We start from the raw sequence: 25,615 nt of genomic DNA on the forward strand, positions 1-25,615 counted from the left end.
TTCTTAAACGATCGGCATTACTCACATTGGAGGCGCTTTTCAATTTAATATTTTGAAGTAAGTCGGCAGAGGTTAGTCTGAATTACTCAGTACCACCAACGGTTAGCGAGTCTAGTTTCAATGTTGGTTGACCAACACCCACTGGCACACTTTGACCAGCCTTACCACACACACCCACACCACGGTCGATGCTTAGGTCGTTACCCACCATAGACACCTGCTGCATCGCTTCGATACCAGAACCGATTAGCGTCGCGCCTTTCACTGGGTGAGTGATCTTACCGTTTTCAATCATGTACGCTTCAGACGCTGAGAATACGAACTTACCTGATGTGATATCGACCTGACCGCCACCGAAGTTCGGTGCGTAGATACCTTTCTCAACCGTCGCGATGATCTCTTCCGGTGTGTGTTCGCCCGGTAGCATGTATGTATTCGTCATACGTGGCATTGGAAGATGCGCGTATGACTCACGACGACCATTACCTGTCGGTGCTACACCCATTAGACGAGCGTTCAGCTTATCTTGCATGTAACCTTTTAGGATGCCGTTTTCGATTAACGTATTGTACTGACCGTTAACACCTTCATCATCGACGTTCAATGAACCGCGTAGATCCGTTAATGTACCGTCATCGACAATCGTACATAGGCTTGAAGTTACTTGCTCACCAACTTTGCCGGAGAATACTGACGACTCTTTACGGTTGAAGTCGCCTTCTAAACCGTGGCCTACCGCTTCATGCAGCAGAACGCCCGGCCAACCAGAACCAAGAACCACAGGCATGGCACCAGCAGGCGCTGCAACCGCTTCAAGGTTAACTAATGCTTGGCGAATCGCTTCATCCGCAAATTGGTAAGCAACTTGAGTGCCTTTGTCATCACTTAAGAAGAAGTCGTAACCAAAACGGCCACCACCACCAGCGCTACCACGCTCACGACGCTCACCCTTCTGTGCAAGTACGCTAATAGACAAGCGAACCAGCGGACGAATATCACCAGCGTAAGTGCCATCAGTCGCAGCAACCAGCATCTGCTCATGCACACCACTTAAACTCACCGATACTTCAGTCACCATCGGCTCTTTAGTGCGAATGTAAGCATCTAATGATTTTAGTAATTCTGTTTTCTGCTGTTTTTCCCAACTCGCAAGCGGGTTAACTGCATCATAGTAAGCTTGATTAGAGTTGCGTTTGAACGCTTGAACCTTGCCGTTTTGACCTTGTTTAGCAATACCACGAGCCGCAATTGCGCTCTGCTTAAGACCATCCAATTGGATTTGGTCAGAGTAAGCAAAACCAGTCTTTTCACCAGATACTGCACGAACGCCAACACCGCAATCGATATTGAAAGAGCCGTCTTTAATAATGCTGTCTTCTAGCACTAAAGATTCGTGCCAGCTTGACTGAAAGTAGATATCAGCATAATCAATTTGGCGGGTAGCAATACTCGCCAATGTATCTGCGATATTTTGCTCCGTAAGCCCTGTCGGGTTCAGTAGCGCTTCTTCAATTTGATTAATGCTCATAGATGGCTCTTGTTTGTAATTAAAATTGATTGGTAAATCGAGAGTGTTGCGCGATGGGCATATTTTGCCTAATGGACTCGCAACTGGATGTGTCTATCTCAACCACCATACTTTTAGGATCTTGGTCTAACTGTGCGACCACTCGTCCCCATGGATCAACCACCATTGAGTGTCCCCATGTTTCTCTTTGGCAAGGGTGTTTTCCGCCTTGACCTACCGCGACAATCCACGACTGTGTTTCAACCGCGCGGCATCTTAATAGTACTTCCCAGTGCGCTTGACCCGTTACCGCTGTAAAAGCCGCAGGCACCACAATGATTTGTGCCCCTTGCTTACGTAACTCTGAATACAAGTGTGGAAAGCGCACATCATAACAAATACTCAAACCTAAGCGACCAAAAGGCGTTTCCGCTGTCACAACTTGGTTGCCCGGAGTGAAAATATCCGACTCTCGATAGCACTTATGGACGTCAGCGACATCCACATCAAACATGTGTAGCTTGTCGTAATGAGCAACGAGGCAACCAAAATCATCAATCACCAAGGTGGTGGTCGTCACTCCGTTAGTTGTGCTTATCGGCATACTGCCAATGACGATCCAAATTCTGTGAAGCTTTGCTAGCTCAGAGATTTTCTTTTGCAGTGGGCCATCATTAAAAGGCTCAGCACACTGGTGATAGTCGGCTTTACTGCCAAAAACTAACGCGTTTTCAGGGCAAACAACCCACTTAGCCCCCAACTCTTTGCACTTTGCAACTTCTTGAGCAAGGTACTCAAAGTTCAATTCAGGGCTGGGGCCAGATGTCATTTGAATCAACCCAACACAATCCATGTGTATCGCTCCTCCATTCATTATGATTCAGAAATCAGCATTTCACCGTATATTCGCTGACTCGGGCATAAGGTCTTTTCGGCTAATTTAAGGCCTATTCGGCTAATTTTCTCAGCTTCTCTGGCAGATGAAACTCGCCAGAGCTACGAGAAAGTTCGCTCACCGTTGGTGAATCCAATGGTCCTTTCACCGAATAATTTACTTGGGTAAAGACTTCCACAACTGGCGAGATAACCGTGGTCACCGCCAATACGTACAGCGCCGTTTGAGGGGTTACCGCAAAGGCCGTTAATACGGGAATACCCGAGGTAATATCTGGGGTAAAGTTCACCTCAGCATCAACCTGACGCGTGTTGAGGTTAGCGATACCTTTGATTTTCATCTCACCTGCGACCGCATCCATGTTCAGATCATTGGTCAGGAAGATACCATTTTGAATCTCGCCCGTTCCGGTGATGCTGTTGAAGGCCATACCTTTATCAAACACATCTGAGAAATCGAGCTGCATCTTACGGATGATCGAATCTAGGCTAAACAGGCCAAGTAATCGAGCTGCGCCGCTCACATCCGAGATAATGCCTTTACCAAACTTGGTTTTAACGTTGCCATCAAGGGTATCCATTTTGATTCCCCAAGGCGAACCATCCCAATTTAGTTGACCTTCCAACGCGAATGGCGCTTTTTGAATCCCGGAAGTAATACCAAAGCGCTCCATGAGCTCGCTGTTGTTTTCACCTTCAACATCAACGGTTAACGATGAATGACTCTTGTCACCTTGCAGTTCCCACCAGCCACTCACATCCGCTTTGTTACCGCCGCTTCGCACCTGGATTTTGTTCCACTCGATACGATCTTCGTTCCTCGTCATTTCAACATCGACCTTACCCACCTTGTAGCCTTGCAGCCAAAAGTCGTTCAGCGTCAGGGTCAGGTTTGGCATCGCATCGTGGATCTCTCTATCCAATTTGGATATCAATGGCGCAGCTTGTTCTTTACGTTGCAGCAGTTGCTGATCTTGGTTGTTCTTATCATTCCACTCAGGAACAAACAGATGCAGACGATCCAGTGAAACTGTCAAATCATAAGGAGGCAGGTAGTTAATATCCCCTTCTAGCTCTTGGCTAGACACTTCCATTTGCCACGCCTGTTTGTTCTTACTAGCACTAAAATCGACGTCATTCCAAGAGATACCACCCAAGATCAGCTCTTTACTCTCAAAGGTAATACGGCTTGGTGCAGGTATGGTTGGCGTGTTCATTTGACTAAGTACAGCCGTTGAAGGCTTTACCGGTTCCATTACAACCGATAACCAATCATCGGCATTGAATTTGTCTGTACGAATCAGGGCGTGATGGCCCACCACCGGGCTAATTTTGTAGCCACCGCGACCAAGCACTAAGTTGGTCGCCGTTAACTCAGGCACGTCGCCTGTGATATCAATCTCAGCTTGGTACTTGGTGTTTGGCAATTGCAGGCGCGCGGTAATCGTCTCTTGGTTACCCGATGCCTGTAGCCTTGCAGAGCCACTTTCTAGTGATTTTTTCGCCAATGGATATGGGTAATCACTCGCCAAATATTTTAGGTCTGACTGTAAGTCTAGTTGGTAGGTAAAGCCGATATCATTCAGCTGGATATCAATCTGGCTTTGCCATTGCGCATGACCTGATAAGCGGCTTAACCATTGCTCACCGATGTAAGGTTCTAGAGGCTTGACGTCCCAATCACCTAACACATCAATATCAACTGCATAGCCAGGACCATCATTAAGGCCCTTAAAATCAAGCGAGATACCTTGGTTAAGCAGATCCGCAGCGAGGCCATTTGCCGTCACTACGTCATTATCAAATTCAATTCGACCCGTGGTGTTCTCGAGCACCATTGGCGGCGCTTCAATCTCAACATGGTTGCCACTTAAGTCGGCGTAACCCCATGCTCTTGCTTCTTTTTCAGAATCAAACGGAATATTCAGCTGGAACTCAGAAGAGACATCACCACTCACTTGAAGTGCGGTTAAGGCTGCGCCTACCGAGTCCACCAGTGGCGAAGACGTCATGTAATCGCGTACTGCGTTGCCAGACGCCGTCGCTTTAGCTTCAATTTCAATATGGCCGCCTTCCCCTAAATAAGGAATGCGTCCTGTGATTCGATCTGCCGTCACATCCATCAGTTGAGCTGAGCGAGAATCCAGATGCATCGCATCATTTTCAAACAACAGATCAAGCTGAAGATCAGTAATCAGTGGCCACGCGGTATCAAAGCTGAATTTCGCATCTTCTAAGCCAACCCAAACCTGGAAAATACCATCGTGGTTAGTGTATGGGTATTGAGACAAATCACCATGCCACAACAGTTTTACGGTATCCGCTTTACCGGCTTGAATCGCAGTTGAAAGGTAGTCTGTTAGATCTTGCCCAAGAGCCAGTGTAGGTAAGTAGCGCCATGTTTCACCGACATTGTAAGCGTCCGCTTCGCCGTAGAAGGATAAAAACGGGCTCGCATCTTTTGGGAAGTCTAAGCGGAATGCGCCTAGTACTTGTAAATCGGGGGTGGCAGCTGTGATTTTGTCTGACCACAGCTTCCAGCCGTTTTCATCTTGCTGCCAAACAATATCAACCTGACCTTGTTTGATATTCAAAGGCGCTTGGAATACGTCACCATAAGGGAACACATCGTCAATAACATGCAGGCTAGCTTTCGCTTCCGAGGCCGAACCAAACACACTACCAGACACTTGGCTAAAGCCTGGGACTAGTTCCCACTGCTCGATAGCAAGATCAGAAAAACTGGCTGAATAACGTAAACTGTCAATTCCCGAACCCATGGAAACACGGATATCAGAAACAGAGCCGCCCGGCGCCAATACGTTAATCATTTTGGTTGATTGTTCAGAGTCAGGCAGCAGCTTAATCAACGGAGTAATAGTCGCAATATCCAGCTCAGAAATGTTGAGTTGCCATGGACCTTGATTCCACTTGAACGCTACGTCGAGTTCCGGCCAAGGTGTGTCATCCGTTCTAAGGTTTAGTGAGTGACCATTTACTTGCCAACCATCATCAGTCGGCGACAACTTAAAGACACCGGACTCAAGCATGAGGTCATGCTCGCCATCTTCGTTCCACGCCAGTTCTGAGGGTAAAACCTCAACATAAGCGCTCACTGGCTTGCTATTTCGCAGCGTAAGCCAGCTATTCAAGCTCACAGTACCCGTTTCAATGCCGGATTCCGCCTGCATATAATGCGTAAGCCATGGCTTAACAGAAATGCTGTCGGCACTGACATAAAACTCACCAGTCACATCAGTCAGTGACCCACCATCAATAAAGTTAGCACTCACTGACAGAGAGTTTAGATTGGCATCTTTGATACTCACCACACCTTCAGCAAGGTGATGTTTGTCTGAATTTTGCCATTTTAAGGTTTCTATATCGAGCTGACGTTCTTCACCCGAAACAGAGTGATAAAGAATAGAAGAATCTTTTGCAGTTACATCGACGAGTGTTTTTAGCAGTAAATTATCGAGCTCTTGTATCACTCGCTTGGAAGACTCGGGATCTGTAGGTTCGTCTTTGCCATTTTGTCCGGCAAACAGATCAATTGAGCGGATATCAAGATACATTTGATTCATGACTAGATCGGCCACAACCGGGCGCATCTGCACGAGCGATTGAATCAAGTCAAACTCGACTTCAACACGCTCAACAGAGAAGGTCACATCTTCTGCATTGGGGAGGCTAGCTTTAACGCCTTGCAGAGCAATAGAGGGGTGAGTGTTACGCCAAAAACCGCCCACATCTTGAATCGAAAAATCAAAACCGGAGTGTTGGTTTACCCAAAGCTCAATTTCAGATTGATACTTGTTTAAATTGGGCAAGGCTACACGCAGTGTAGTAACGGCAATGGCTAGCGTTACTAAGAGAGTAACCACTAACCATAAACATGCACGTAGAATCAGAGTAACGCTTGAGCTCACAAAATTTCCATTACATCATAACAACATCAAACTGCTCTTGTATGTACAGAGGCTCAGCCTGGATTTTAACTTGCTTACCAATAAAGACTTCAAGCTCCGCAAGCGCATGAGATTCATCGCCCTCTAACGCCTCAGCTACGGCAGCTGCCGCATAGACCACAAATTTATCGGCGTCGTACGCACGATTCACTCGCGTGATCTCTCGAAGAATTTCATAACAAACGGTTTCAACTGTCTTCACACTGCCGCGGCCTTCACAAGCAGGACAGCTCGAACATAGGATATGCTCAATACTTTCACGAGTACGTTTACGAGTCATCTCAACCAAACCAAGCTGCGTGAAGCCATTAATATTGGTTTTCACACGGTCTTTGTCGAGCGCAGCCTCTAAAGAAGTTAGTACTCGCTTACGATGTTCCTCAGACAACATATCAATAAAGTCGATAATGATGATGCCACCTAAGTTACGTAGACGCAGCTGACGAGCAATCGCTTGAGTCGCTTCTACATTGGTGTTGAAAATCGTCTCTTCTAGATTACGACGACCAACAAACGCGCCAGTGTTGATATCAACCGTGGTCATCGCTTCAGTTTGGTCGATAATCAGATATCCACCAGACTTTAATTCGACTTTACGATCCAATGAACGCTGAATTTCGTTCTCGGTATCGTACATATCAAAGATAGGCTTATCACCTTCATACAGCTCAAGCTTGTCTGTCAGCTCAGGCACGTATTCAGAGGTAAACTCTTTTAGGTTTTCATATTCTAGACGAGAATCGACCTGAATCTTGCTCAGCTCAGTACCGACGAAGTCACGTAAGATACGTTGGCTTAAGCAAAGCTCACCATACAAACGAGTACGCGCCTTGTGCTTACCACGACGCTCTAATACTTTTAGCCATAATCGCTTCAAGAATGCGGCATCTTGTGCCAACTCATTTGAATCTGCACCTTCTGCTGCTGTGCGGATGATGAAGCCACCGTGTTCGTCACAGTAACGAGACACGACTTTTTTAAGACGGTTACGTTCAGACTCGCTGTCGATACGTTGAGATACACCAACATGACTTGCGCCCGGCATAAATACCAGATAACGAGACGGTAGAGTGATATCAGTGGTTAAGCGAGCACCTTTAGTACCAAGAGGGTCTTTGACCACTTGCACCACAATGTCTTGCCCTTGACGGACAAGCTCTGAAATATCACGAACCTGAAATTGTTTCTTTTCGTTTTCAGCGACACATTCAGTGTGTGGGACAATATCAGAGGCGTGTAAAAAAGCTGCTTTCTCAAGGCCTATATCCACAAAAGCCGCCTGCATTCCCGGAAGAACACGGCTTACACGTCCTTTATAGATATTTCCTACGATACCGCGTCGAGCATCTCGTTCGACATGGATCTCTTGAAGAGCCCCCCCTTCAATCATGGCCACACGAGTTTCACTCGGGGTCACGTTCAGCAACAATTCAGCACTCATGGTGCACCTCAGGTTAGTAATTATAAGAATTCTTGCAGTAGCTGGTCCGTTTCAAATAAAGGTAAGCCGACAACGGCGTAATAACTACCTTCGATTCGGGTGACAAAGCGTCCGCCCAAACCTTGGATCCCATAGCTACCGGCTTTATCGCATGGCTCCCCTGTTTGCCAGTATTGTTCTATTTCTTTTTCACTGAGGGGTTTAAACCATACGTCGGTAATAATGATTTCTGTTCTTTGTTTTTCTTCTGAAACCACAGAAACCGCCGTCATCACTTGGTGACGTTCATTCGCTAACTGAGTAAGCATGCGCTTAGAGTCAGCAAAATCGGTGGGTTTCTCAAGCACTTGCCCTTGGCTTACGACGACTGTGTCAGAACCAAGAACGACTATATCAGAGCCATGATCTACAGTATCAGAACTAGGAACGACATGCTGCCTTTCAGAAGGGTTATCTTTCAATAAAGACAACGCAGCTAAAGCTTTATCTAAAGATAGTCGCTTAACATATTCTTCGGCGGTTTCTTGAGCGTGTTTACACTCTTCAACATCGGTTACGAGGACAGAAAACTCATAACCGAGTTGAGATAGCAATTCTTTGCGGCGTGGAGAGCCGGATGCCAAAACTAAATGTTTCTTTTCCATCGTCACGCTACCTCACATGCCAATGGCGACGCACGCGTCTCATTAATAAAAACATCCAAGGCCAAAGTATACAGTTTATCAATGCGCTCCATAACGATAACGGATTGAAAACAACATCTTGGATCAAATATTCACCAAAGAAGATCAACACCTCAAACAAGACCGTTAACGCGGCAATGATCATCGCTTGCTGCCATAACGCCATGTTACGAATGACGAGGAAGTTCATCGCAATAATGTACATCACTATTGCCATCATCATGCCTCGAATACCCAGAGTAGAGCCGATCAAAAGGTCCCACAATAAGCCTAAAATCAAAGCACTACCCACGTTAACACGATGCGGTAGAGCCAAAACCCAGTAACACGTAACCAGCAGTAACCAAGATGGTCTAAATAAATCTAAGCTACCAGGCCAAGGGATCGTCTGCAGAATCAGTGCTATTAAAAATGAGCAGAAAATTACTACCTTGCTTCTCAAAACGCTATTGGCCATCTTCGCCCTCTAACAATGCTTGTTCTATGCTCGATTGATCCGCTTGCATCTGTTTGTTTTCATCAGGCCATACAAGCAGCAGGTATCTGAGCTTATCGAACTCAACCACAGGCTCTGCTTTAATCACAGCGAACTCACGTTTCGGGTCGTAATCAACGGCCGTAACATAGGCGACTGGATAACCTTCTGGATATACCCCACCAAGACCTGATGTCACCAACAGATCTTCTTCTTGTATATCGGTACTGGTTGGAATGTGCTCTAGCTGGATCTCATCAATCATGCCATTGCCCGAAGCAATCACACGGATGTCATTACGAATAACCTGAACAGGAATCGCATTGTTTGCATCAGTGAGTAGTAATACACGACTATTATGAGCAGCAACGAAAGTGACTTGGCCGACAATGCCTTTTTCGTTGATCACCGGCTGACCTTCATACACCCCATCAATCTGACCTTTGTCGATCACGACTTGATGGCGATATGGTGAAGTGTCTACCGCCATAACTTCTGTGACGACTTTCTTCTCATCACGGATAAACGGCGAGCCTAACAGCTTACGAAGGCGCTTGTTTTCTTCTTGATATTGCTCAAGCAGAATCAGCTCGCTCTTCAGACGCAAGACTTCTCGTTTAATATTATGGTTAGATTCAATTAACCCTTTGCGAGTGCTAAAACGGTCGTAAACACCATCGAACATAGTGCGAGGCAAGTTGGCTGCATATTGAATAGGCGCAACCATGCTGTTTAATAGATAGCGAACATTTGAGAAAGCATCTAAACGACTATCAGCCAGCATAAGGCTGGCTGATAAAATTACAGCAAAAAACAGGCGCAATTGTAGAGAGGGACCTCTACCAAAAATTGGCTTCATTCTATATTTGGTCCTAGAGCTACATTTGATCCTATAGACAAGGTCCTAGGCTCTTTACATAAAACTAGATAAGAAAAGAGCCTAACACTAGATATTATTCTTCGCTGAACAGATCGCCGCCGTGCATGTCGATCATCTCTAGCGCTTTACCGCCACCTAGAGCAACACACGTTAATGGCTCTTCTGCAACAACAACAGGGATACCTGTTTCTTCTGTTAACAGACGATCAAGGTCTTTAAGCAGTGCACCACCACCCGTTAGTACCATACCGTTTTCTGAGATATCAGAAGCCAGCTCTGGTGGACACTGTTCAAGTGCAACCATCACTGCAGATACGATGCCAGATAGAGGTTCTTGAAGTGCTTCAAGGATTTCGTTTGAGTTTAGGCTAAAGCTACGAGGCACACCTTCAGCAAGGTTACGACCACGTACTTCGATCTCTTCGACTTCATCGCCAGGGTAAGCTGAACCGATTTCGTGTTTGATCTTCTCTGCTGTCGCTTCACCGATCAAGCTGCCGTAGTTACGACGAACGTAGTTGATGATCGCTTCATCAAAACGGTCACCACCAATGCGAACAGAAGACGAGTAAACCACACCGTTCAGTGAGATAACCGCAACTTCAGTAGTACCACCACCGATATCAACAACCATTGAACCTGTTGGCTCAGAGACACGTAGGCCAGCACCAATCGCAGCAGCCATAGGCTCATCGATTAGGTAAACCTCACGAGCACCAGCACCTAACGCTGATTCACGGATAGCACGACGCTCAACCTGTGTTGAACCACAAGGTACACAAACCAAAACACGAGGACTTGGTTTAAGCACACTGTTGTCATGCACTTGTTTGATGAAGTGCTGAAGCATTTTTTCCGTTACGTAGAAATCAGCAATTACGCCATCTTTCATTGGACGGATCGCTGAAATGTTACCAGGCGTACGACCAAGCATTTGCTTAGCAGCGTGGCCAACAGCAGCGACACTCTTTGCAGAACCCGCACGATCTTGGCGAATAGCTACAACTGAAGGCTCATCAAGAACAATGCCTTGGCCTTTTACATAAATAAGGGTATTGGCTGTACCTAAATCAATCGATAGGTCGTTTGAAAACATGCCACGAAGTTTTTTAAACATATTCTTCGCTCATCCTGCAAGAATTAGAAGACAAAAATTGCACTAAATGTACCAATGCCTTGCTGTTACGGCAAGGCATTGAAGTACAAACATGGACTGAAACCCGCAATTTCTTACAGATTCCTAACTTAAGGGGCAAAAATTATATTATTACTGACCTGTTAAGCCACTTTCCCCTCGGTAGATCACACGATCGTTACCGCGGTAGATGCCAAATGTGCACAATACAACAAGTGAGATTAGTTTTGTTCACTCCACCAAATAACTCGATCACTACCTCTGTACAAACCAAAACGAACTTCGGAAGATATAGTATCGTCAAAAATACCATCTTGGTTATAATCATTTCTCAACCACGGAAACGACTCAAAGCCAAGCGAACTTTCTAGAGCCCCTCGATTCCCTTCACCAGGCGCACTGTAAGATATATATCCTTCGCCATTTTGAATAACAGGCCTCGATTCTATGGTAGCAGCGGTAACACCACCTCCAATGGGTAGAGCACTTGAATCATTACCAACATCAAAGCTCAAATCCACGACCGAAAAGTCACTGCAAGAGTCACTGGTATTCGTTTTAAAGCTTGAGCCATCAAAGTAGTAGCTTGTTACAACAGATTGCACTCTTGACGTTTCTGGGCCAAACGTATCTGCGATCGCTAAATACCCCCAGCGTTGACGTTGTGCATCTGAAACTGAAAAATCAAAACCGGAGCAAGAAGAACTTCCATTAGTTTGATAACAAACACCATCAAGATCTTTTGTGTCATTAACAGCTAAACGAACGACAATCCCTTCATTGATTAGTCCTAAGGGAGTCAATGGTTTCACATAAGCTATTTGAGCCTCTTCTAAGCTTGCCAATTGAAGATTAGAATCAAAAGTGACTTGTCCCGGCCAAGCAAAGCCTTGGGTTTTTACAACTTTACTAGAATCGGTATCAGTAATAGACAATGTTGAGCTTTCTGCCCAAAAAGTTCTAAAGTTCCAAGGATTAGCATATCGCCACCAACCGCCAAATTTATAATTAAGCGTTTCTTTCTCTCCATTACTGCCCACGTTATCAAACGACCGCCCCGTAACAATTAATTCAGGTAAGCTACTGAACTCCATAGCTTGTCCTAAATAAGTGAAAGTTGAACAAGCTTCAGTAAAACTCGGAGTGTTGCTATCTAGATGAAGATAATAAGGTATAAATCGCCCAATAGAACCAGTCTGCGCACCTTGAATCGTAAAAGAGTTACTGCCTAAATAGGAAGGTAACTCTTCAACTAAAAAGTTAAAAACCCCCACTTCAGAAATACTTTGTGCGACAGAGTTAATGCCAGAACTAATTATGGTATGACTGTAAGAGATATTACCAAGTAAACCAGGCTCTGCACCGGTAACGACTGGAGCCTTAAGTTCATGACTCAAAGCAATATCTTGTGAGCTAAAGTTAGGAGTAACTACTCCAGTATCGCCGGAAGCCCAAATATTTAATGTAAAAGCTTCACCGGCTTTCGCAAAAACGGAGCAACTTAAATCTTCGGTTACACAGGAGCCGCTATTTCCAGCTGTATTTCTAGCTTGTATATTGAGCTGCTTAGGGAAACTGACAAACTGGGCACTCCCTCGCATATCCAATCCAAGTTCATCATCAGAACCTTCATACTGAGCATTAAGTTGTAACTTTCCTGCGTCAATATAACTGACATCAAACTCTGCTTCCCCATCATTATCAAAATCAACGGTAAATATTTTTGGGGAAACACTGCTCATTGCCAGATCTTTTTCAATACTGCCAACTTTTAAACCAATAGTAGGACTACCAATAATGACAGAAGAATCGGGGGTAACGTACTGCCCAAAAAATTCGATATTCTTTGAAGTGTTCTGAAAGCTTGGTAAACACTTTTGAGCATCATCGGAGCTTTTTACTGCTTTTATACGACCAGTTACTGGTCTGTCGGCTATTTTGTCGGGGACGTTTAAGATAAAACCACTGCTATAAAACTCAATGTTACAGTTGCTGCTTCCTAAAGCTCCTCCTGCACTCGAACACAATGTTTCCCCACTAGGAATCACAGCAGGATCAGATTGGATGACTCCAATTCTCAAGTTACCCGCCGTATTCTTGCGAACTGAATATATGCCTGTACCACCAGATAACTGAATTTGATTGCCGCCAACCCAACCTCCACCACCGGTTACAATTTCAGGCGATAAAGTCACATCAACATCTTCAGTCACCAATTCTGAACAGGACTCATTAGCACAGGCACGAATAGTCACTTCTTCTGCATTACAGGTTAACTCACTGCCTGAATGATCAAATTCAAAGTGATCAATCGAATTCTCTGGCTCATCTGAACATAAGTGTGTTTGGCTATATAATTGAAATATTTCATTGTTGTTTAATGGCTTATCAAATATTTCAACCTCATCGATATAACCATCAAAAGCCCGTCCTGAAAAGTTCTGATCTTGGCCTATTTGTAAAGGCTTAGTATTATTTACTAATTTTCGATTTGCATTTACTAAAAGCTCTCCTCTTTCTTCTCCATTAATAAATAGGCTAGCCATAGATTTATTATTGCTATAACTTTCAGAGTCGTATCTAAGCGTAATAAATGACCACTCATTTATTGGAATACTGACTTCACTTGTTAATGTTCTCGTTTGAGCACTTCCGTTTCCATTTTTGTTTTTATCTTGCCACCACCAAAATATTTGGCCTGACGAGTTTAAATGAAACTCATAGTTGTTATCTTTTGAGACAATAGAATACAATCCAGAACTTGGATAACTAGTGGGTTTTACCCAAACGGAAATCGTAAAATCTTTATCTAAATTTAATATGTTATCGTGAGGTACATTAATATATTGATTCGAACTATTGATAAACTCACCGAAGCCACAGGTGCCCAGAGAGTTAATAGTCGGTATGGCAGAGAATTCAGAAGATGGCTGCGCTGTTAAACCATTAACAGTTTGTCCATGTAATTGATTTTCAGAACTGTCGACTACTTCATTATTTGCGCCATTCCAGGATGCTTCATCTAAATGATATCGAGCAATCGGATTAGGTAGTTCTTCTATTCCACACGCATTTTCTGGCACGGTTTGATACAAGCAAGTACCATCAACGACCGTTCCATTACTGACATAAACCGTCCCCCAGTTAGGTTGCCCTGCTTGAACGTCACCAATAACATAAGAGTCATCGAGCTCCACAGTTTCAGAAGAACTCGTAATGTCACCAGAGACCTGAGAACCTTCAATAACAATTTTGTTTTTAGTTGAAACATCCCCTTCAACTTCAGAATTTTCAATCGTTATGGTTTCATCGGTACTGGTCAGTTCACCAGACACCGCCGAATCCTCCACAACAATTTTGTTTTTAGTTGAAACCTTCCCTTCAACTTCAGAGCGTTCCATCGTTATACGGGAGTTTTTACTGGTGATGTCACCATCTACCCCAGAATTACTTATCACCACCTCATTGCTTGCGGTAATGCTACCGAAGAGTTTAGAGTCAGTGATCTCTACCTCGTTGTTTTTAGAATCAATCGATCCGATAACATTGCTATTGTGGATTTCAATATTACCTCCAGTCTCAATGGAGCCTTCAACAAATACTGAATCAAAATTAACAGGTGTACTATTACCAACAAAGCTACCCAACAGCTCTGAAAGGTTGTTGGAATCATTTTTCCATTCAAAATTACCATAACTCGCTTTTAGGTCGATAGTCGCGGAAGAATCACCTACTTTGTTATTACCTTCAAATTGAAAACCGCCATCGGCGGTTAATTGAATATCTATCGCAGATGAAAGAGTATCCCCTTTAGCAAGCTTAACGATGCCATAATTACATGTATATTGATTGCCAGTAACGGACCAATTATTACTAGTACAAGTTGGGAGGTTCATTTGAAGGACATAATCCGTAGCGAATGATGATGAAGATACGCCAAGTAGCACTAAGCTCAAAAAAAATCTACTTATCATCACGAATACCAACCTCTACGACTCTTTGTAAGACCCAATCCCCAACCGAACAGCTTCCTTTAGATATTAGTTGATATACGTTAATACCATTATCTAAAACGCCAATAGAGTTACAATGAATTTCCGCCTTGCATTGCGCCAACCCTTCACCTTCAAAGCTTATAGTTTTCGTATTAGAAGTATGGCAACTGTCTTCTGTCGGGGTTTGATAAAAACGACTGATTTCTATTTGTGCACCAGATCGCGCAGCCATTTCAGCCCGAGTACCGATCAGGGTTGAAATCAATTGCTCACTGTTACGTTGTTGGTTCTGATTAGCAACCATCGCAACCGAAGCCATAACCACTAGTATGAAGACAACTAGGATCAAACTTCCCCCCGTTTGTTTACGGAGCGTTATAGATAAGGGCATCATGGACAAACTGAATCTCCTCTCCTTTATCAGCAAACAATAACTCAAACCTCACCAAACCATTTCTTTCTAATTCTGGTGCCAAGTTTTGAAAAGCGGCATCTTTTACATTTTCAGCTATCAAAACACCATTACCCAGCGATTCTGGTGATAAGGACATTCGAGACAATGGATAATCAGCATAACGAAAGATACGAGCATTGACGTGGCAATAAGCAACAGGAGTAAGGTAAAAGTAGAGACGTTTACTTGGAGAGCTGGTTTCAAATCCCGTTGCTTGAGTCAATTCAACATTGACCATCACCGCTGCAGAGGTAGTGAAGTCCACATCCCCTTTCACCTCTGCAATTTGACCTTCTATCGCTGGATCAAGACGCATCGAATTCGGGTCGTTAGGATAAACTATAACTCGCTCTCCTTGATAAATGCTTTTGTCTATTGGCAATATCCGTATCACTGCTGATTTCGCCTCTGGCGCCGGAAGTTCTTGATAAATAGCACTATTGATGATCGGCAAAAATTCAATACAATCATTTTCAATTAAAATACTGTTAGGGACGGCTTCTCTTAATTCTCGAGTCATTCGCTCCGTGACAAATTTACCTTGTTGTATCAAAGCTTCACGAGCTGTGCTATCAACATAAATCCCCATACCCTGTTGAATAACATTCCCCAAAAATAGACCAACAATAGAAAGCAGAAGAATAGTAATAATCATCTCTATCAGTGTAAAACCACGCATTAGAAATTCCCTTTAATCGCAGAAAAAGGATAGCGGTAACCCTGAGAATCAATAATCACAACTTCAACCCTCTTGTAATGCGTTCGGATAATAGATGGATTTCCAGACATCATCACCGTATCGTCATTAACAACAGCAGTATCATAAAACACATCGATTTCGACATTGAAATTGCGATAACCCGCATCACTGAGATCGCTATCAAGAACATCTTCAACACGTCCTCTTAAACCATGAAAATCATCAACATCATTAGCTAAGCTCTTTACCAAGATACCATTCGCGTCAGTTTCTCCGCTGTCAGGCCCCAAATCATTGGGTAACGTGCACAGTTGTTGACCTGGCGTTGAAATAGTTGAGACTGCACATTCAGGCACTCCTCCGTTCACGCCGGAAAATTGGTCATACCCGCGACCCATTACCTCATCAAGTACTGAGCGAGCAAGATCTGCAGCTTTAACTGATGTTATTTGTTCTGCGGTCTGAATTGAACGCGGGTACAAAGACGCGGTAAGTCCAGCAAGAGCAAAACCAATAAGAGTAATCACAATGATCATTTCTATTAGGGAAAAACCTTGGGTGCGGATTTTTTGTTTAACATCCATAGATATACCCTTCAGTATTAATGCACACTGAAATTGAATCATCGTTGACAGTCGAAGATATCTCAATCTGACAATTCGATACTAAGCATTGCTGAGCTCGACCCGAACTATCAAAATCAAGGTACGAAACATTGATATCAGTTTGTAGCTTAAACGTCACTTTATTCTGTTTGCCATCAACAAAACTGGAATCAGTAACATCAGCAGGAAATTGTTCAGTACAAATACCTTCCGCGTTAGACGGAGAGGCTTGAATAGCTTGAGTTTGGTTTGAATTTAACAGCCAACGGTTACAATAATCGGAACGATTCATCGCACGGTTTTGTACTAATCGTAATGAAGCTAATACTTCGCTTTGTACAAGGTAGGTTGAAAAGGAAGAGGAGCCAACATAACGGGTAGATGCGTATAGGGAAACAATACCAATCAATATAATGACGATGATCAGCTCTACCAGAGTAAAGCCGTTGGATGTGGGGCTGTTATCCATAATGAGCCTCTAACTGCCAAGCGAATACTAATTATACAAGATAACGAATGTAGTGATCTTATGTATATGAATAGTTTTGATATTTATGTGCTTTGGATAGAAAAAAGGCCAGCATCTGCTGGCCTTCCATAATCATTTCAAATAATTACTCACAAGCTACCAAGTCAATTGAAGGTTCATCTCCCTCTGACTGAGCTTGTTGATAAGTAACGTGACAAGTAGCAGCATCATTTGCAAAACCGTAGGCAACGGTACCAGCAGATTGACCTGTTACCTCTGTCCAATCATCAGTCAAGCCAGATATAATTGCAGTTAATGCTGCAGATGTACCTTCAGGGTAACCCCAAACCACATTAATAGTACTTTGACCAACTGAAATTGCATTAGGCCCTTCAGTTCCTTCTTGCCCAGCAATAGCTGCCTTACCATAAGTAATACCCGCAGCTCCAGCCATAGCCCCCTTAAGGCCCTCTGCTGAAGCTCGTTTAGCATCATCTTGCAGATTTAGGAAACGTGGCGCCGCAGTTACAGCAAGAATACCTAGAATAACAATTACAACCACTAGTTCGATTAGGGTGAAACCGCCTTGTCTTTTCATAGTTAAGCTCTCTCTATGTTTAATTTTACGCAGACTTACTGCAAAGTTACGGTCACACGACCAGTTTTAATTTCGTAAACAAATTCATGTTCTGTACTACCTTCTAATTGAACGTAAGTACAGGTTGCATCACCTGAATTCGCTTGCGCTGAATATTTGTAATTTGAGTCATTAGCGACATCTGAAACCGCACCTACTTTAGGTGGATTTTGCAGCAAGTTTTCCATCAACTCAGAACATGTTTCATCTGAAATATCTTGTGGAGCAGTGCTCGAATTATTGTTCAGAGTCCACGGATAGCCATCACGAAAGTCGGTCTCGACGTTGTTACTGTTTTTTGATCTTGTTAACCAAAAATCAACACCATCATAGTTTACAGTATTGTATGTTTCAACACCTATCTTCTCTGATGGCCTAGCCTCTGCTTCCCACTGTGCTCTTGCTGATAATACTGCGGTTGCAAAACCACCAGCCACGCCTTCAATACTGGATTTTTTAGCCTCATCTGTCACATCTAAGAAGCGAGGTAGGGCGGCAACCGCCAATAAACCAACGACTACGATCACTATGACTAATTCGACAAGGGAGAAACCCTTTTGATTTTTAAGCATTTTCTACCTACTCATCTAATTACTAACGCGCATTATACATTTGCACACGTATAAAACCATAAAAACAGTGTCAATATTCTCACAAAGCCAAAATATTGGCTTTTACACTAAACCTTTCGCTTTCAAGTGATACATCTACCTGATATTTATCAGAATAACGATAACTACAGTGAAAGTGTATGTTATCACTTTTATCTTCAACACTTGGAGAGCTTAGCCCTAAAATGCTCCCTTGAGGATATAATTGATCCAGCCAATAATTACAGTCTCGCTCCGTACCTTGGATAGGCATTACCCACCCAGTTCTGCTGTAGATCTTTGGGGGTTCCGAGCCTTCTTCTTGCCCAGCACCCGATAACAAATACTGCTGTTTGAACAAATTGGCTTGCTCTAAAATCCGCTTGCTCGCGACGATAAATGCCGTGTTAGTCGCTTCTTCTTCTACCGTTTTGAATGCCGAAAGCACACCGACAATAAGAAAAAGAATAACCACTGTCCAAATAACAAAACGTGAGCGTTGTAGGTTATTTAGCATTACCTAGCCTTTGATCGCATCCAACATTCCCCACATCGGCAAGAAGATACCTAGCGCCAAAATCAGCACCATGCCTGCAACGATGGTTAACAAAATGGGTTCAATTCTGGCGGTTAAGGTTTTCAGATCGTAATCGACTTCGCGGTCATAAAAATCAGCCACTTCAAGTAATAGCTCATCAATACGACCCGTCTCTTCACCGACGGAGATCATTTGTATCACGAGCGGTGTGAAAATTTCGCTGTTAATCGCGGTCGACGAAACCGTACTACCGGCTTCAATGGCCGATTTCATGGCTTGAACTCGCAACTCTAGAAAACGGTTATCTAAAGCTTCCGCCGAAAGCGCTAGCGACTGGTTCAGTGGAACACCCGCTTTAAGCATCAAAGCAAAAGTACGCGAGAAGCGTGACAACAGTGCTCGATTCACTACCCCGCCAATGACCGGCATTTTTAAGCGTAATCGATCCCACTTTTCCAAGCCTTTGTCTGTCTTCACCCAAGCTTTAAAAGCGAAGATAAGACCAAAGATCACTCCAAGCATTAAGCCCCAGTAATTCACAAAGAACTCAGACATACCAATCAAGATACGAGTAGGCAGCGGCAAGTCGACACCAAAGCGCGCAAACATGCTTGAGAACTGTGGAATAACCTTGATGTTAAGAATGAACATTGCAATCAAGATAAAACTGATCACGAATGTTGGGTAACGCATCGCAGTCTTAATTCGTTTGCGAGTCTCAACTTCTTGTTCGTAATATCCAGCTAATTGCAGTAAAGCCTGATCTAGACGGCCTGTGTTTTCACCAACGCCAATCATCGAGACAAACAACGGACTGAACACCTTGGGGTGCATCTGCATTGACGCCGCTAGCCCACGACCATTGGTTAGCTCAGCAACCACTTCTTCTAAGGCGGCTTTCAGCTGCTTATTTTCACAGTTTTGAGTGAGGCCTTTCATCGATCTTAATAGTGGTACACCCGCTTTGGTTAGGCTGTATAACTGTCGACAAAACAGAACCAACACCTCTAACGGTACACTCGGAAAGAACAGACTCGATACATCCATATCTAAGACTGAACCACCACTTTTGCCCAGTTTGATAGAGGTTGGAATGATCCCTTTACTCATCAAGCTTTCAGCAGCAAGATCTTCGTTATTCGCGTCTAATTGCCCACTTACTTGACTACCATCAGAGCTGCGACCTACATAACGATACGTTGGCATATCATTCTACCCCTACAGATAAATTGGGTCAGTGGCACCGGACGCATCACCTTCGCCAAGATGCATTATCTCATCAAGACTCACGACACCTTGCAGAGCCAATTCCATCGCAGAAGCCAATAACGGTTTATAGTTTTCAGACTGTCTCGCCTTTTGAGCAAAACCTACCGCATCATTAGCTCTCAGTGCATCCATCATGTTTTGCTCTAGCTCCAACATTTCAAATACACCAATTCGCCCGCGGTAACCCGTTAAGTTACAGTTCTGGCAACCACGGCCTTTCATAAACGGCACACCTACTTGGTTAGGGAAACGGACGCTCAGCCATTGCTTGCGAGGTTCATCTAACTCATCCTCAACCTTACAATCTGTACACACTTTACGAACTAATCGCTGTGCGACTACTGCTCGAACAGCGCTCGCGACCAAGTAACCCGGAGCACCCATATCCATCATACGCAACGCGCTGTCTACCGCATCATTGGTATGTAACGTACTTAATACTAAGTGGCCGGTCAGTGCAGCTCTCAAGCCTATCTCAACGGTTTCGTGGTCACGCATCTCACCGATAAGAATAATATCGGGATCCTGACGTAGAAAGGTTCTCAAGATAGTAGAGAAATCGAGATTGATCTTAGGGTTTACCTGAACTTGATTCACACGAGGTAGGCGGTATTCCACCGGGTCTTCCGCAGTAATGATCTTTTTACCCGGTTCGTTTAATTCACTTAACGCGCCGTATAAGGTTGTTGTTTTACCTGAGCCGGTTGGGCCGGTAACCAAAATCATGCCATGTGGACGGCGCAATTGTTGACGCAGACGAACCAACAGATCACTCGGTATGCCCGACTCTTCTAGTTTACGTAGGCCTGCTGACTGGTTAAGAAGACGCATAACCACTGATTCACCGTGCTGTACTGGCATGGTCGACATACGAATATCAACCGACTGACCTTTAGATCGGATATTAAAGCGACCATCTTGAGGAAGACGTTTCTCTGAAATATCGAGGTTTGCCATCAGCTTCAAGCGCAGTACAAGTGCAGAAGCGATATTCACTTCATTCAGCAATGTTTCATGCAGTACGCCATCAATACGCTGACGAAGACGCAATACGTTTGAATCTGGCTCGATATGAATATCCGAAGCGCCAACCTGAATAGCATCTTCAAATAGCGAGTTGATCAGCTTAACGACGGTAACTTCATCACTGTCTTCTTCAGCGATATCGAAATCAAAGGCATCATTAACTTGGTGTTCAGCGTGAAGTTGCTCAGCAAACGAGGCAATCTCTTTGGTTCTTCGATAATAGCGATCGAAGCCATCAACCAATTGCCTTTCTTGAGCAACAACGAATTCAAGCGCGTAATCGCCGAGCTGACCAAGCAAAGACTCTTGGGCAAACAGATCCGCAGGGTCACTCATGGCAACACGCAAAGTGTCACCTTGGCGTCCAATAACCAATGCACGAAGGCGACGAGCATGTACTTCTGGCAAAAGCTGTACTGCTTCAACATCGACAACGGCTCGGCTTAAATCAATAAGAGGAATCGCTAACTGCTGCGACAAAAAGCTCAGCATTTGCTGTTCTGACAAGAAGCCAAGCTCAATTAGCGCATCACCGAGCTTACGCCCAGTACTTTTCTGAGCGGCCAGTGCTTGTTCAACTTGAGCCTCAGTGATAATGCCTTCTTCGACAAGCAAATCACCAAGTCTTTTTCTTAATCTAATTTGCATCGCCGCTCTCCTCTAAAGCATTGAGTATTTTTAACCGGTCACGCACAAAGCTTTGTGATTGAGATGAGATACCGACTCTGGTTAACGCACCTTGGTATGACGCTTTAGCGGCTGTGAAATCGAGTTGACGTTCTTGCTGAATCGCTAAGCCTAACCACCAGCGAGCATTATCTGAATCGACCTCAACCAACTTTTGGTAACTTTCCAATGCCACTTCTTCTTGCTGACTCTTTTGACTCAACGCCGCACGCATCGCCAAATAATTTTGGGTAGGGTTCGGTGGTAAATATATTAACGGACTTAAAGCCGCTTCTGATTGATTCGCTTTTACCAGCAGTTTTGATAACCCTAAACGAAGTTTTTCACTGTTGATGTTGAGCTTGATACCAGACTGATAAAGCTCATAGGCTTTGCGAGTATCGCCTTTACCAAAATAGAGAATCGCAAGTTTCTGACGGACATCTTCATTTCTTGGGGTATAACGCAGCGCCTCGGTATAACCTTTCAACGCACCAGTAAGATCGTTCGCATCAAGCGCTTTCTGAGCTCGACCTTGTGCATTCACAGATAGCTGTTCCGGAGTTAACTCAACCTGCTCGATCAACATTCCGCTATTTTCTGAACCACCAGAGGTTATAGGCTCATTAGAGATAGACGCAGGATCTTTTTTGGCCACACTAGCAACGTAAACTGGTTGGGGGATGTCAGTCCTAATCGTTTTAGGCGTGCTTAGAGGTTTAGCCGGTGTTTGTTGTTTTGTCGCTTTTGGGGCAGACATAACAACTGATTCGGAAACACTAGGCTTAGATTGAGCGCTTTTTGCCATCGCAGTGTTTTCTGTTGAAAGGATCGCAGAGTCTAGTGTCACCAATTTCTTAGTTGGCGATGAGATAGGTTGAGCAACTTCCTGAATGCCATTTGAATCATCAACGACAGAGACTTGAACCTGTAAATCTCGAGTTGAGATTGACTGCTCAACAATAGACTGATCAATCACAGGGCCTTGCGATATCGCCCAACCGCCCATCGCTAAGCTCAAAGTAAAACCTGCAACAACCCAAACTAGGGGGGAACGCGTTTTTACTTTAGGTACGACTGCCGCTTCAATCGAAGTCGCTGACTTTTTCTTTGCCAATTCAGACAAGGCGTTGTTAATGACGCTCATAATTAATTCCAACCCCACAGTATTGGCGTTTTAAATTTAGGCTTACACACATCGTACGTTTCATGCATAGCTGAAAAAAGATGTTGGTTGTCGATACTTTTCTTATCTTCACTGAACGAAAGCAATAGAGCCTTATGGCAAAGTTGGTTTATCAATCTAGGGATACCTAACGACGAACGACAGATCGCCTTTTTTTGATTCAAGCTGAATAACTCAGGACTGCCACCAGATTTAGCGATTCGATTATCAATATAAGCCACCGTTTCATCGAGATTCAGCGGTCTCAGTGTCGAACTAAATGTGATTCTTTGGCGAAACTGCCTTAGGTGATAAGCCTCTAATCGAGCATCCAATTCTGGCTGACCTAATAGAACAATCTGCAGCAGTTTTTTATCTTCCGTTTCAAGGTTACCAAACAACCTTAATGTTTCGAGCGCTTCATCCGATAGAGCCTGAGCTTCATCAAGAATAGCCACCACTCTTAAACCAGAATTGTGCAATTCAATGAGCTTATGCTGAATGTTATCAACCAAGGTTGCTTCATTATCGACAGCTAAACCAAGCTCTGTTGCAACCGCCTGGCGCAAGTCTGCCCCTGATAACACAGGGTTTGGTAAGTAGATCAGAGCTGTACAGTCATGTAGGTGATTGACCAACATCCGGCAAACCATGGTTTTTCCAGTGCCGACCTCTCCGGTCACCTTAATCACGCCCTCGCCCATTTCCAACGCCGAGATTACCGTCTGAATCGCTTCGAAATGAGGCGCTAAACCATAGAAGAAATCGGTATTCGGCGTTAAGGTAAATGGCAGTTGTTCAAAACCAAAGTGAGCTTGATACATACGACGACCTAGCTTAGTGAGACACTGCCACTCTATATTGAGAAAGTAAGCAATTACTCTTCATCAGGGAACCACTGCTGAAGAAGATCACGTGAACGCTCCAACTCATTTTGCCAAGTATTCACACCCACGATCGTTGGCTTAAGCAAGATCACGAGTTCAGTTTTTTGCGTTAACTGATTGGTGTTACGGAACAAATGACCTAAGGCTGGAATATCACCGAGGAATGGAACTTTAGAGGTCACATCACTGGTGTTGGATTTCATTAACCCACCGATCACCACAACATCGCCATCTCGAGCTCGAATCACTGAGTCAGATTCACGAATAGAGCTTTTCGCCAAAGGAAGTTGCACCAAGCCCGTTGTTGAACCTAGGTTGAGCTCTTTTACTTCTTCCTCTACTTCAATAACGGCTGGGTGAACATGTAAGAATACGCTACCTTTATCATCTATCTGAGGGGTCACATCTAAGGAGATACCCGAAAAGAACGGAGTTAACTCAACCTCAGGTGCGACGTTCGCGTTGTCACCACTGCCTACCGCGCTAGATAAATCCGTCACGTAGTATTCGTCAGTACCCACTTTGATAACCGCTTTCTGGTTGTTTGCAGCTGTGACTCGTGGGCTTGATAGAACGTTCAGGTCACCTTGAGTATCCATAAAGCTCAATACCGCTTCAAAACTGCCATCTGAGATCGTTACGTTGGTTTGCCCGCCTAACAAAGAGCTGATCGCATCTAATGGAGGCAAAGTTCCACCAGGTCGATCAATTACCACACCGCCGCTGCCAATCGACTTAGATAAATTAGACCAGCTAATACCTTGTTGGTAACCATCACTCAAGGTTACTTCCATGATTTTGGCTTCTAGGATAACTTGACGCTGCAGGCGTTTTTGAGAAATACCTAAGAACTCTCGAACCTCACGAATTTCGTCAGGGTAAGCACGCACTGTAATCACACTCGCTTGCGGGGTCACGACAACGCTTTGCCCATCGCCCGAGCCAATTAAGTGAGCAACCGCCGCTTCAAGCTGTGGCCAAAAATCACTTTCAGAGGTCGTTTCAATCTCTGTACCACCATTCGATGTCGAGTTTGATGAATTAGAAGAGTTAGATGAATTTGACGAGTTTGAGTTCGAGTTTGAAGAGCTCGATGAATTCGAATCTGAGTTAGAGATCGTGCCGGTGGTGATCGTCGTTAGTGAGCGACCAGAACGCTTAACTTGTAAGTAATCGACAGGGATCGTTACGGTGCGAAGACCGGCAGGATAAACTTGAATCACTTTGCCACGCTTTTCAATATCGTAGCCATACATATCTTGAGCAACAGCCAGTACCTCATCTAACGTCACGTCCGTTAGATTAAGCGTAAGGTTTCCAGACACACTTGGGTGAATAGCCGCACTATATTCCGTACCTTTCACTAAGCTGGCAAAAAAAGTTCTCGCTTCAACGCCTTTTGCCTGAATACGAAAACGCTTAACCGTTTCCATCCCCGGAGACATCGAGTCAGAATTAAGCTGAGGCATAAGGTCATCTTGAACCGACGAAGGCAGCTCATGAAGCGCTCTGCTATTGGCTTCATTAATTGATTCGTTTAAAGACTCTTTAATCTCAACAGGATCTCTATGCCCCATCGAACAGCCGACTAAAGATGACACTAGGATTGCTACTACAAGTTTACGCATGTC

General features: G+C 44.2%; 22 protein-coding genes. All 22 read right to left on the minus strand.

Annotation, left to right across the window (positions count from 1 at the left end; all coding sequences use genetic code 11):
* Window positions 1-82: 82 nt before the first annotated feature.
* Window positions 83-1,528: a metalloprotease TldD gene (tldD, locus tag AB4558_RS12215; RefSeq protein WP_372116122.1), complete on the minus strand. Its 1,446-nt coding sequence runs from the start codon at window positions 1,526-1,528 to the stop codon at window positions 83-85.
* Between the two features lie 19 nt (window positions 1,529-1,547).
* Window positions 1,548-2,360: a carbon-nitrogen hydrolase family protein gene (locus tag AB4558_RS12220; RefSeq protein ID WP_372116120.1), complete on the minus strand. Its 813-nt coding sequence runs from the start codon at window positions 2,358-2,360 to the stop codon at window positions 1,548-1,550.
* Window positions 2,361-2,454: 94 nt separating this feature from the next.
* Entirely contained in the window at window positions 2,455-6,330 is a 3,876-nt protein-coding gene (locus AB4558_RS12225; RefSeq protein WP_372158839.1) for a YhdP family protein, read from the minus strand.
* Window positions 6,331-6,340: 10 nt separating this feature from the next.
* On the minus strand, window positions 6,341-7,810 hold the full coding sequence (rng, locus tag AB4558_RS12230) for a ribonuclease G (RefSeq protein WP_017061363.1): 1,470 nt from the start codon (window positions 7,808-7,810) through the stop codon (window positions 6,341-6,343).
* A gap of 20 nt (window positions 7,811-7,830) precedes the next feature.
* A complete protein-coding gene (locus AB4558_RS12235) occupies window positions 7,831-8,454 on the minus strand; it encodes a nucleoside triphosphate pyrophosphatase (RefSeq protein ID WP_017066953.1) in 624 nt (207 codons plus the stop codon).
* A 7-nt stretch (window positions 8,455-8,461) separates the two neighbouring features.
* Window positions 8,462-8,950: a rod shape-determining protein MreD gene (gene mreD, locus AB4558_RS12240; RefSeq protein WP_017061361.1), complete on the minus strand. Its 489-nt coding sequence runs from the start codon at window positions 8,948-8,950 to the stop codon at window positions 8,462-8,464.
* Window positions 8,940-9,827 (minus strand): rod shape-determining protein MreC, encoded by an 888-nt coding sequence (gene mreC, locus AB4558_RS12245; RefSeq protein WP_004735927.1) that lies wholly within the window; start codon window positions 9,825-9,827, stop codon window positions 8,940-8,942. Before mreC ends, mreD begins: the two co-directional genes overlap by 11 nt.
* Window positions 9,828-9,921: 94 nt before the next feature.
* Window positions 9,922-10,965: a rod shape-determining protein gene (locus tag AB4558_RS12250; protein ID WP_017062957.1), complete on the minus strand. Its 1,044-nt coding sequence runs from the start codon at window positions 10,963-10,965 to the stop codon at window positions 9,922-9,924.
* 150 nt (window positions 10,966-11,115) lie between these two features.
* Window positions 11,116-11,205, minus strand: coding sequence for a DUF6701 domain-containing protein (locus tag AB4558_RS12255; protein ID WP_408063654.1), 90 nt, complete (start codon window positions 11,203-11,205; stop codon window positions 11,116-11,118).
* The gene (locus AB4558_RS12260) at window positions 11,205-14,957 is read right to left on the minus strand and encodes a DUF6701 domain-containing protein (RefSeq protein WP_372158840.1); all 3,753 of its coding nucleotides are present in this window, start codon (window positions 14,955-14,957) and stop codon (window positions 11,205-11,207) included. Before AB4558_RS12260 ends, AB4558_RS12255 begins: the two co-directional genes overlap by 1 nt.
* Window positions 14,947-15,372, minus strand: coding sequence for a hypothetical protein (locus tag AB4558_RS12265; protein ID WP_016788312.1), 426 nt, complete (start codon window positions 15,370-15,372; stop codon window positions 14,947-14,949). The genes AB4558_RS12260 and AB4558_RS12265 overlap by 11 nt, the downstream gene beginning before the upstream one ends.
* The gene (locus tag AB4558_RS12270) at window positions 15,344-16,111 is read right to left on the minus strand and encodes a PilW family protein (RefSeq protein WP_372073153.1); all 768 of its coding nucleotides are present in this window, start codon (window positions 16,109-16,111) and stop codon (window positions 15,344-15,346) included. The genes AB4558_RS12265 and AB4558_RS12270 overlap by 29 nt, the downstream gene beginning before the upstream one ends.
* Window positions 16,111-16,716, minus strand: coding sequence for a prepilin-type N-terminal cleavage/methylation domain-containing protein (locus tag AB4558_RS12275; protein ID WP_016794286.1), 606 nt, complete (start codon window positions 16,714-16,716; stop codon window positions 16,111-16,113). Before AB4558_RS12275 ends, AB4558_RS12270 begins: the two co-directional genes overlap by 1 nt.
* Window positions 16,706-17,206, minus strand: a complete 501-nt coding sequence (locus AB4558_RS12280; protein ID WP_016794285.1) for a prepilin-type N-terminal cleavage/methylation domain-containing protein — start codon at window positions 17,204-17,206, stop codon at window positions 16,706-16,708. The genes AB4558_RS12275 and AB4558_RS12280 overlap by 11 nt, the downstream gene beginning before the upstream one ends.
* 145 nt (window positions 17,207-17,351) lie before the next feature.
* Window positions 17,352-17,804 carry a type II secretion system protein gene (locus AB4558_RS12285; RefSeq protein ID WP_372158841.1) on the minus strand — a complete coding sequence of 151 codons (453 nt, stop codon included), beginning with the start codon at window positions 17,802-17,804 and terminating at the stop codon, window positions 17,352-17,354.
* Window positions 17,805-17,839: 35 nt separating this feature from the next.
* Window positions 17,840-18,415 (minus strand): prepilin-type N-terminal cleavage/methylation domain-containing protein, encoded by a 576-nt coding sequence (locus AB4558_RS12290; RefSeq protein ID WP_048618134.1) that lies wholly within the window; start codon window positions 18,413-18,415, stop codon window positions 17,840-17,842.
* Between the two features lie 79 nt (window positions 18,416-18,494).
* Window positions 18,495-18,950 (minus strand): MSHA biogenesis protein MshF, encoded by a 456-nt coding sequence (locus tag AB4558_RS12295; protein ID WP_372158842.1) that lies wholly within the window; start codon window positions 18,948-18,950, stop codon window positions 18,495-18,497.
* Between the two features lie 3 nt (window positions 18,951-18,953).
* Window positions 18,954-20,177: a type II secretion system F family protein gene (locus AB4558_RS12300; protein WP_017061351.1), complete on the minus strand. Its 1,224-nt coding sequence runs from the start codon at window positions 20,175-20,177 to the stop codon at window positions 18,954-18,956.
* 12 nt (window positions 20,178-20,189) lie between these two features.
* Window positions 20,190-21,914, minus strand: a complete 1,725-nt coding sequence (locus tag AB4558_RS12305; RefSeq protein WP_229648290.1) for a GspE/PulE family protein — start codon at window positions 21,912-21,914, stop codon at window positions 20,190-20,192.
* Complete coding sequence (locus AB4558_RS12310; RefSeq protein ID WP_372158843.1) at window positions 21,904-23,079, minus strand: tetratricopeptide repeat protein; 1,176 nt, start codon at window positions 23,077-23,079, stop codon at window positions 21,904-21,906. Before AB4558_RS12310 ends, AB4558_RS12305 begins: the two co-directional genes overlap by 11 nt.
* 2 nt (window positions 23,080-23,081) lie before the next feature.
* Window positions 23,082-23,921 (minus strand): ExeA family protein, encoded by an 840-nt coding sequence (locus AB4558_RS12315; protein WP_017061348.1) that lies wholly within the window; start codon window positions 23,919-23,921, stop codon window positions 23,082-23,084.
* Between the two features lie 53 nt (window positions 23,922-23,974).
* A complete protein-coding gene (gene mshL / locus AB4558_RS12320) occupies window positions 23,975-25,612 on the minus strand; it encodes a pilus (MSHA type) biogenesis protein MshL (RefSeq protein ID WP_017068726.1) in 1,638 nt (545 codons plus the stop codon).
* Window positions 25,613-25,615 lie beyond the last annotated feature (3 nt).

It is taken from the genome of Vibrio sp. 10N.222.51.C5 (assembly GCF_041474575.1).
In the GTDB taxonomy this organism is placed as follows: Bacteria; Pseudomonadota; Gammaproteobacteria; order Enterobacterales; family Vibrionaceae; genus Vibrio; species Vibrio crassostreae_C.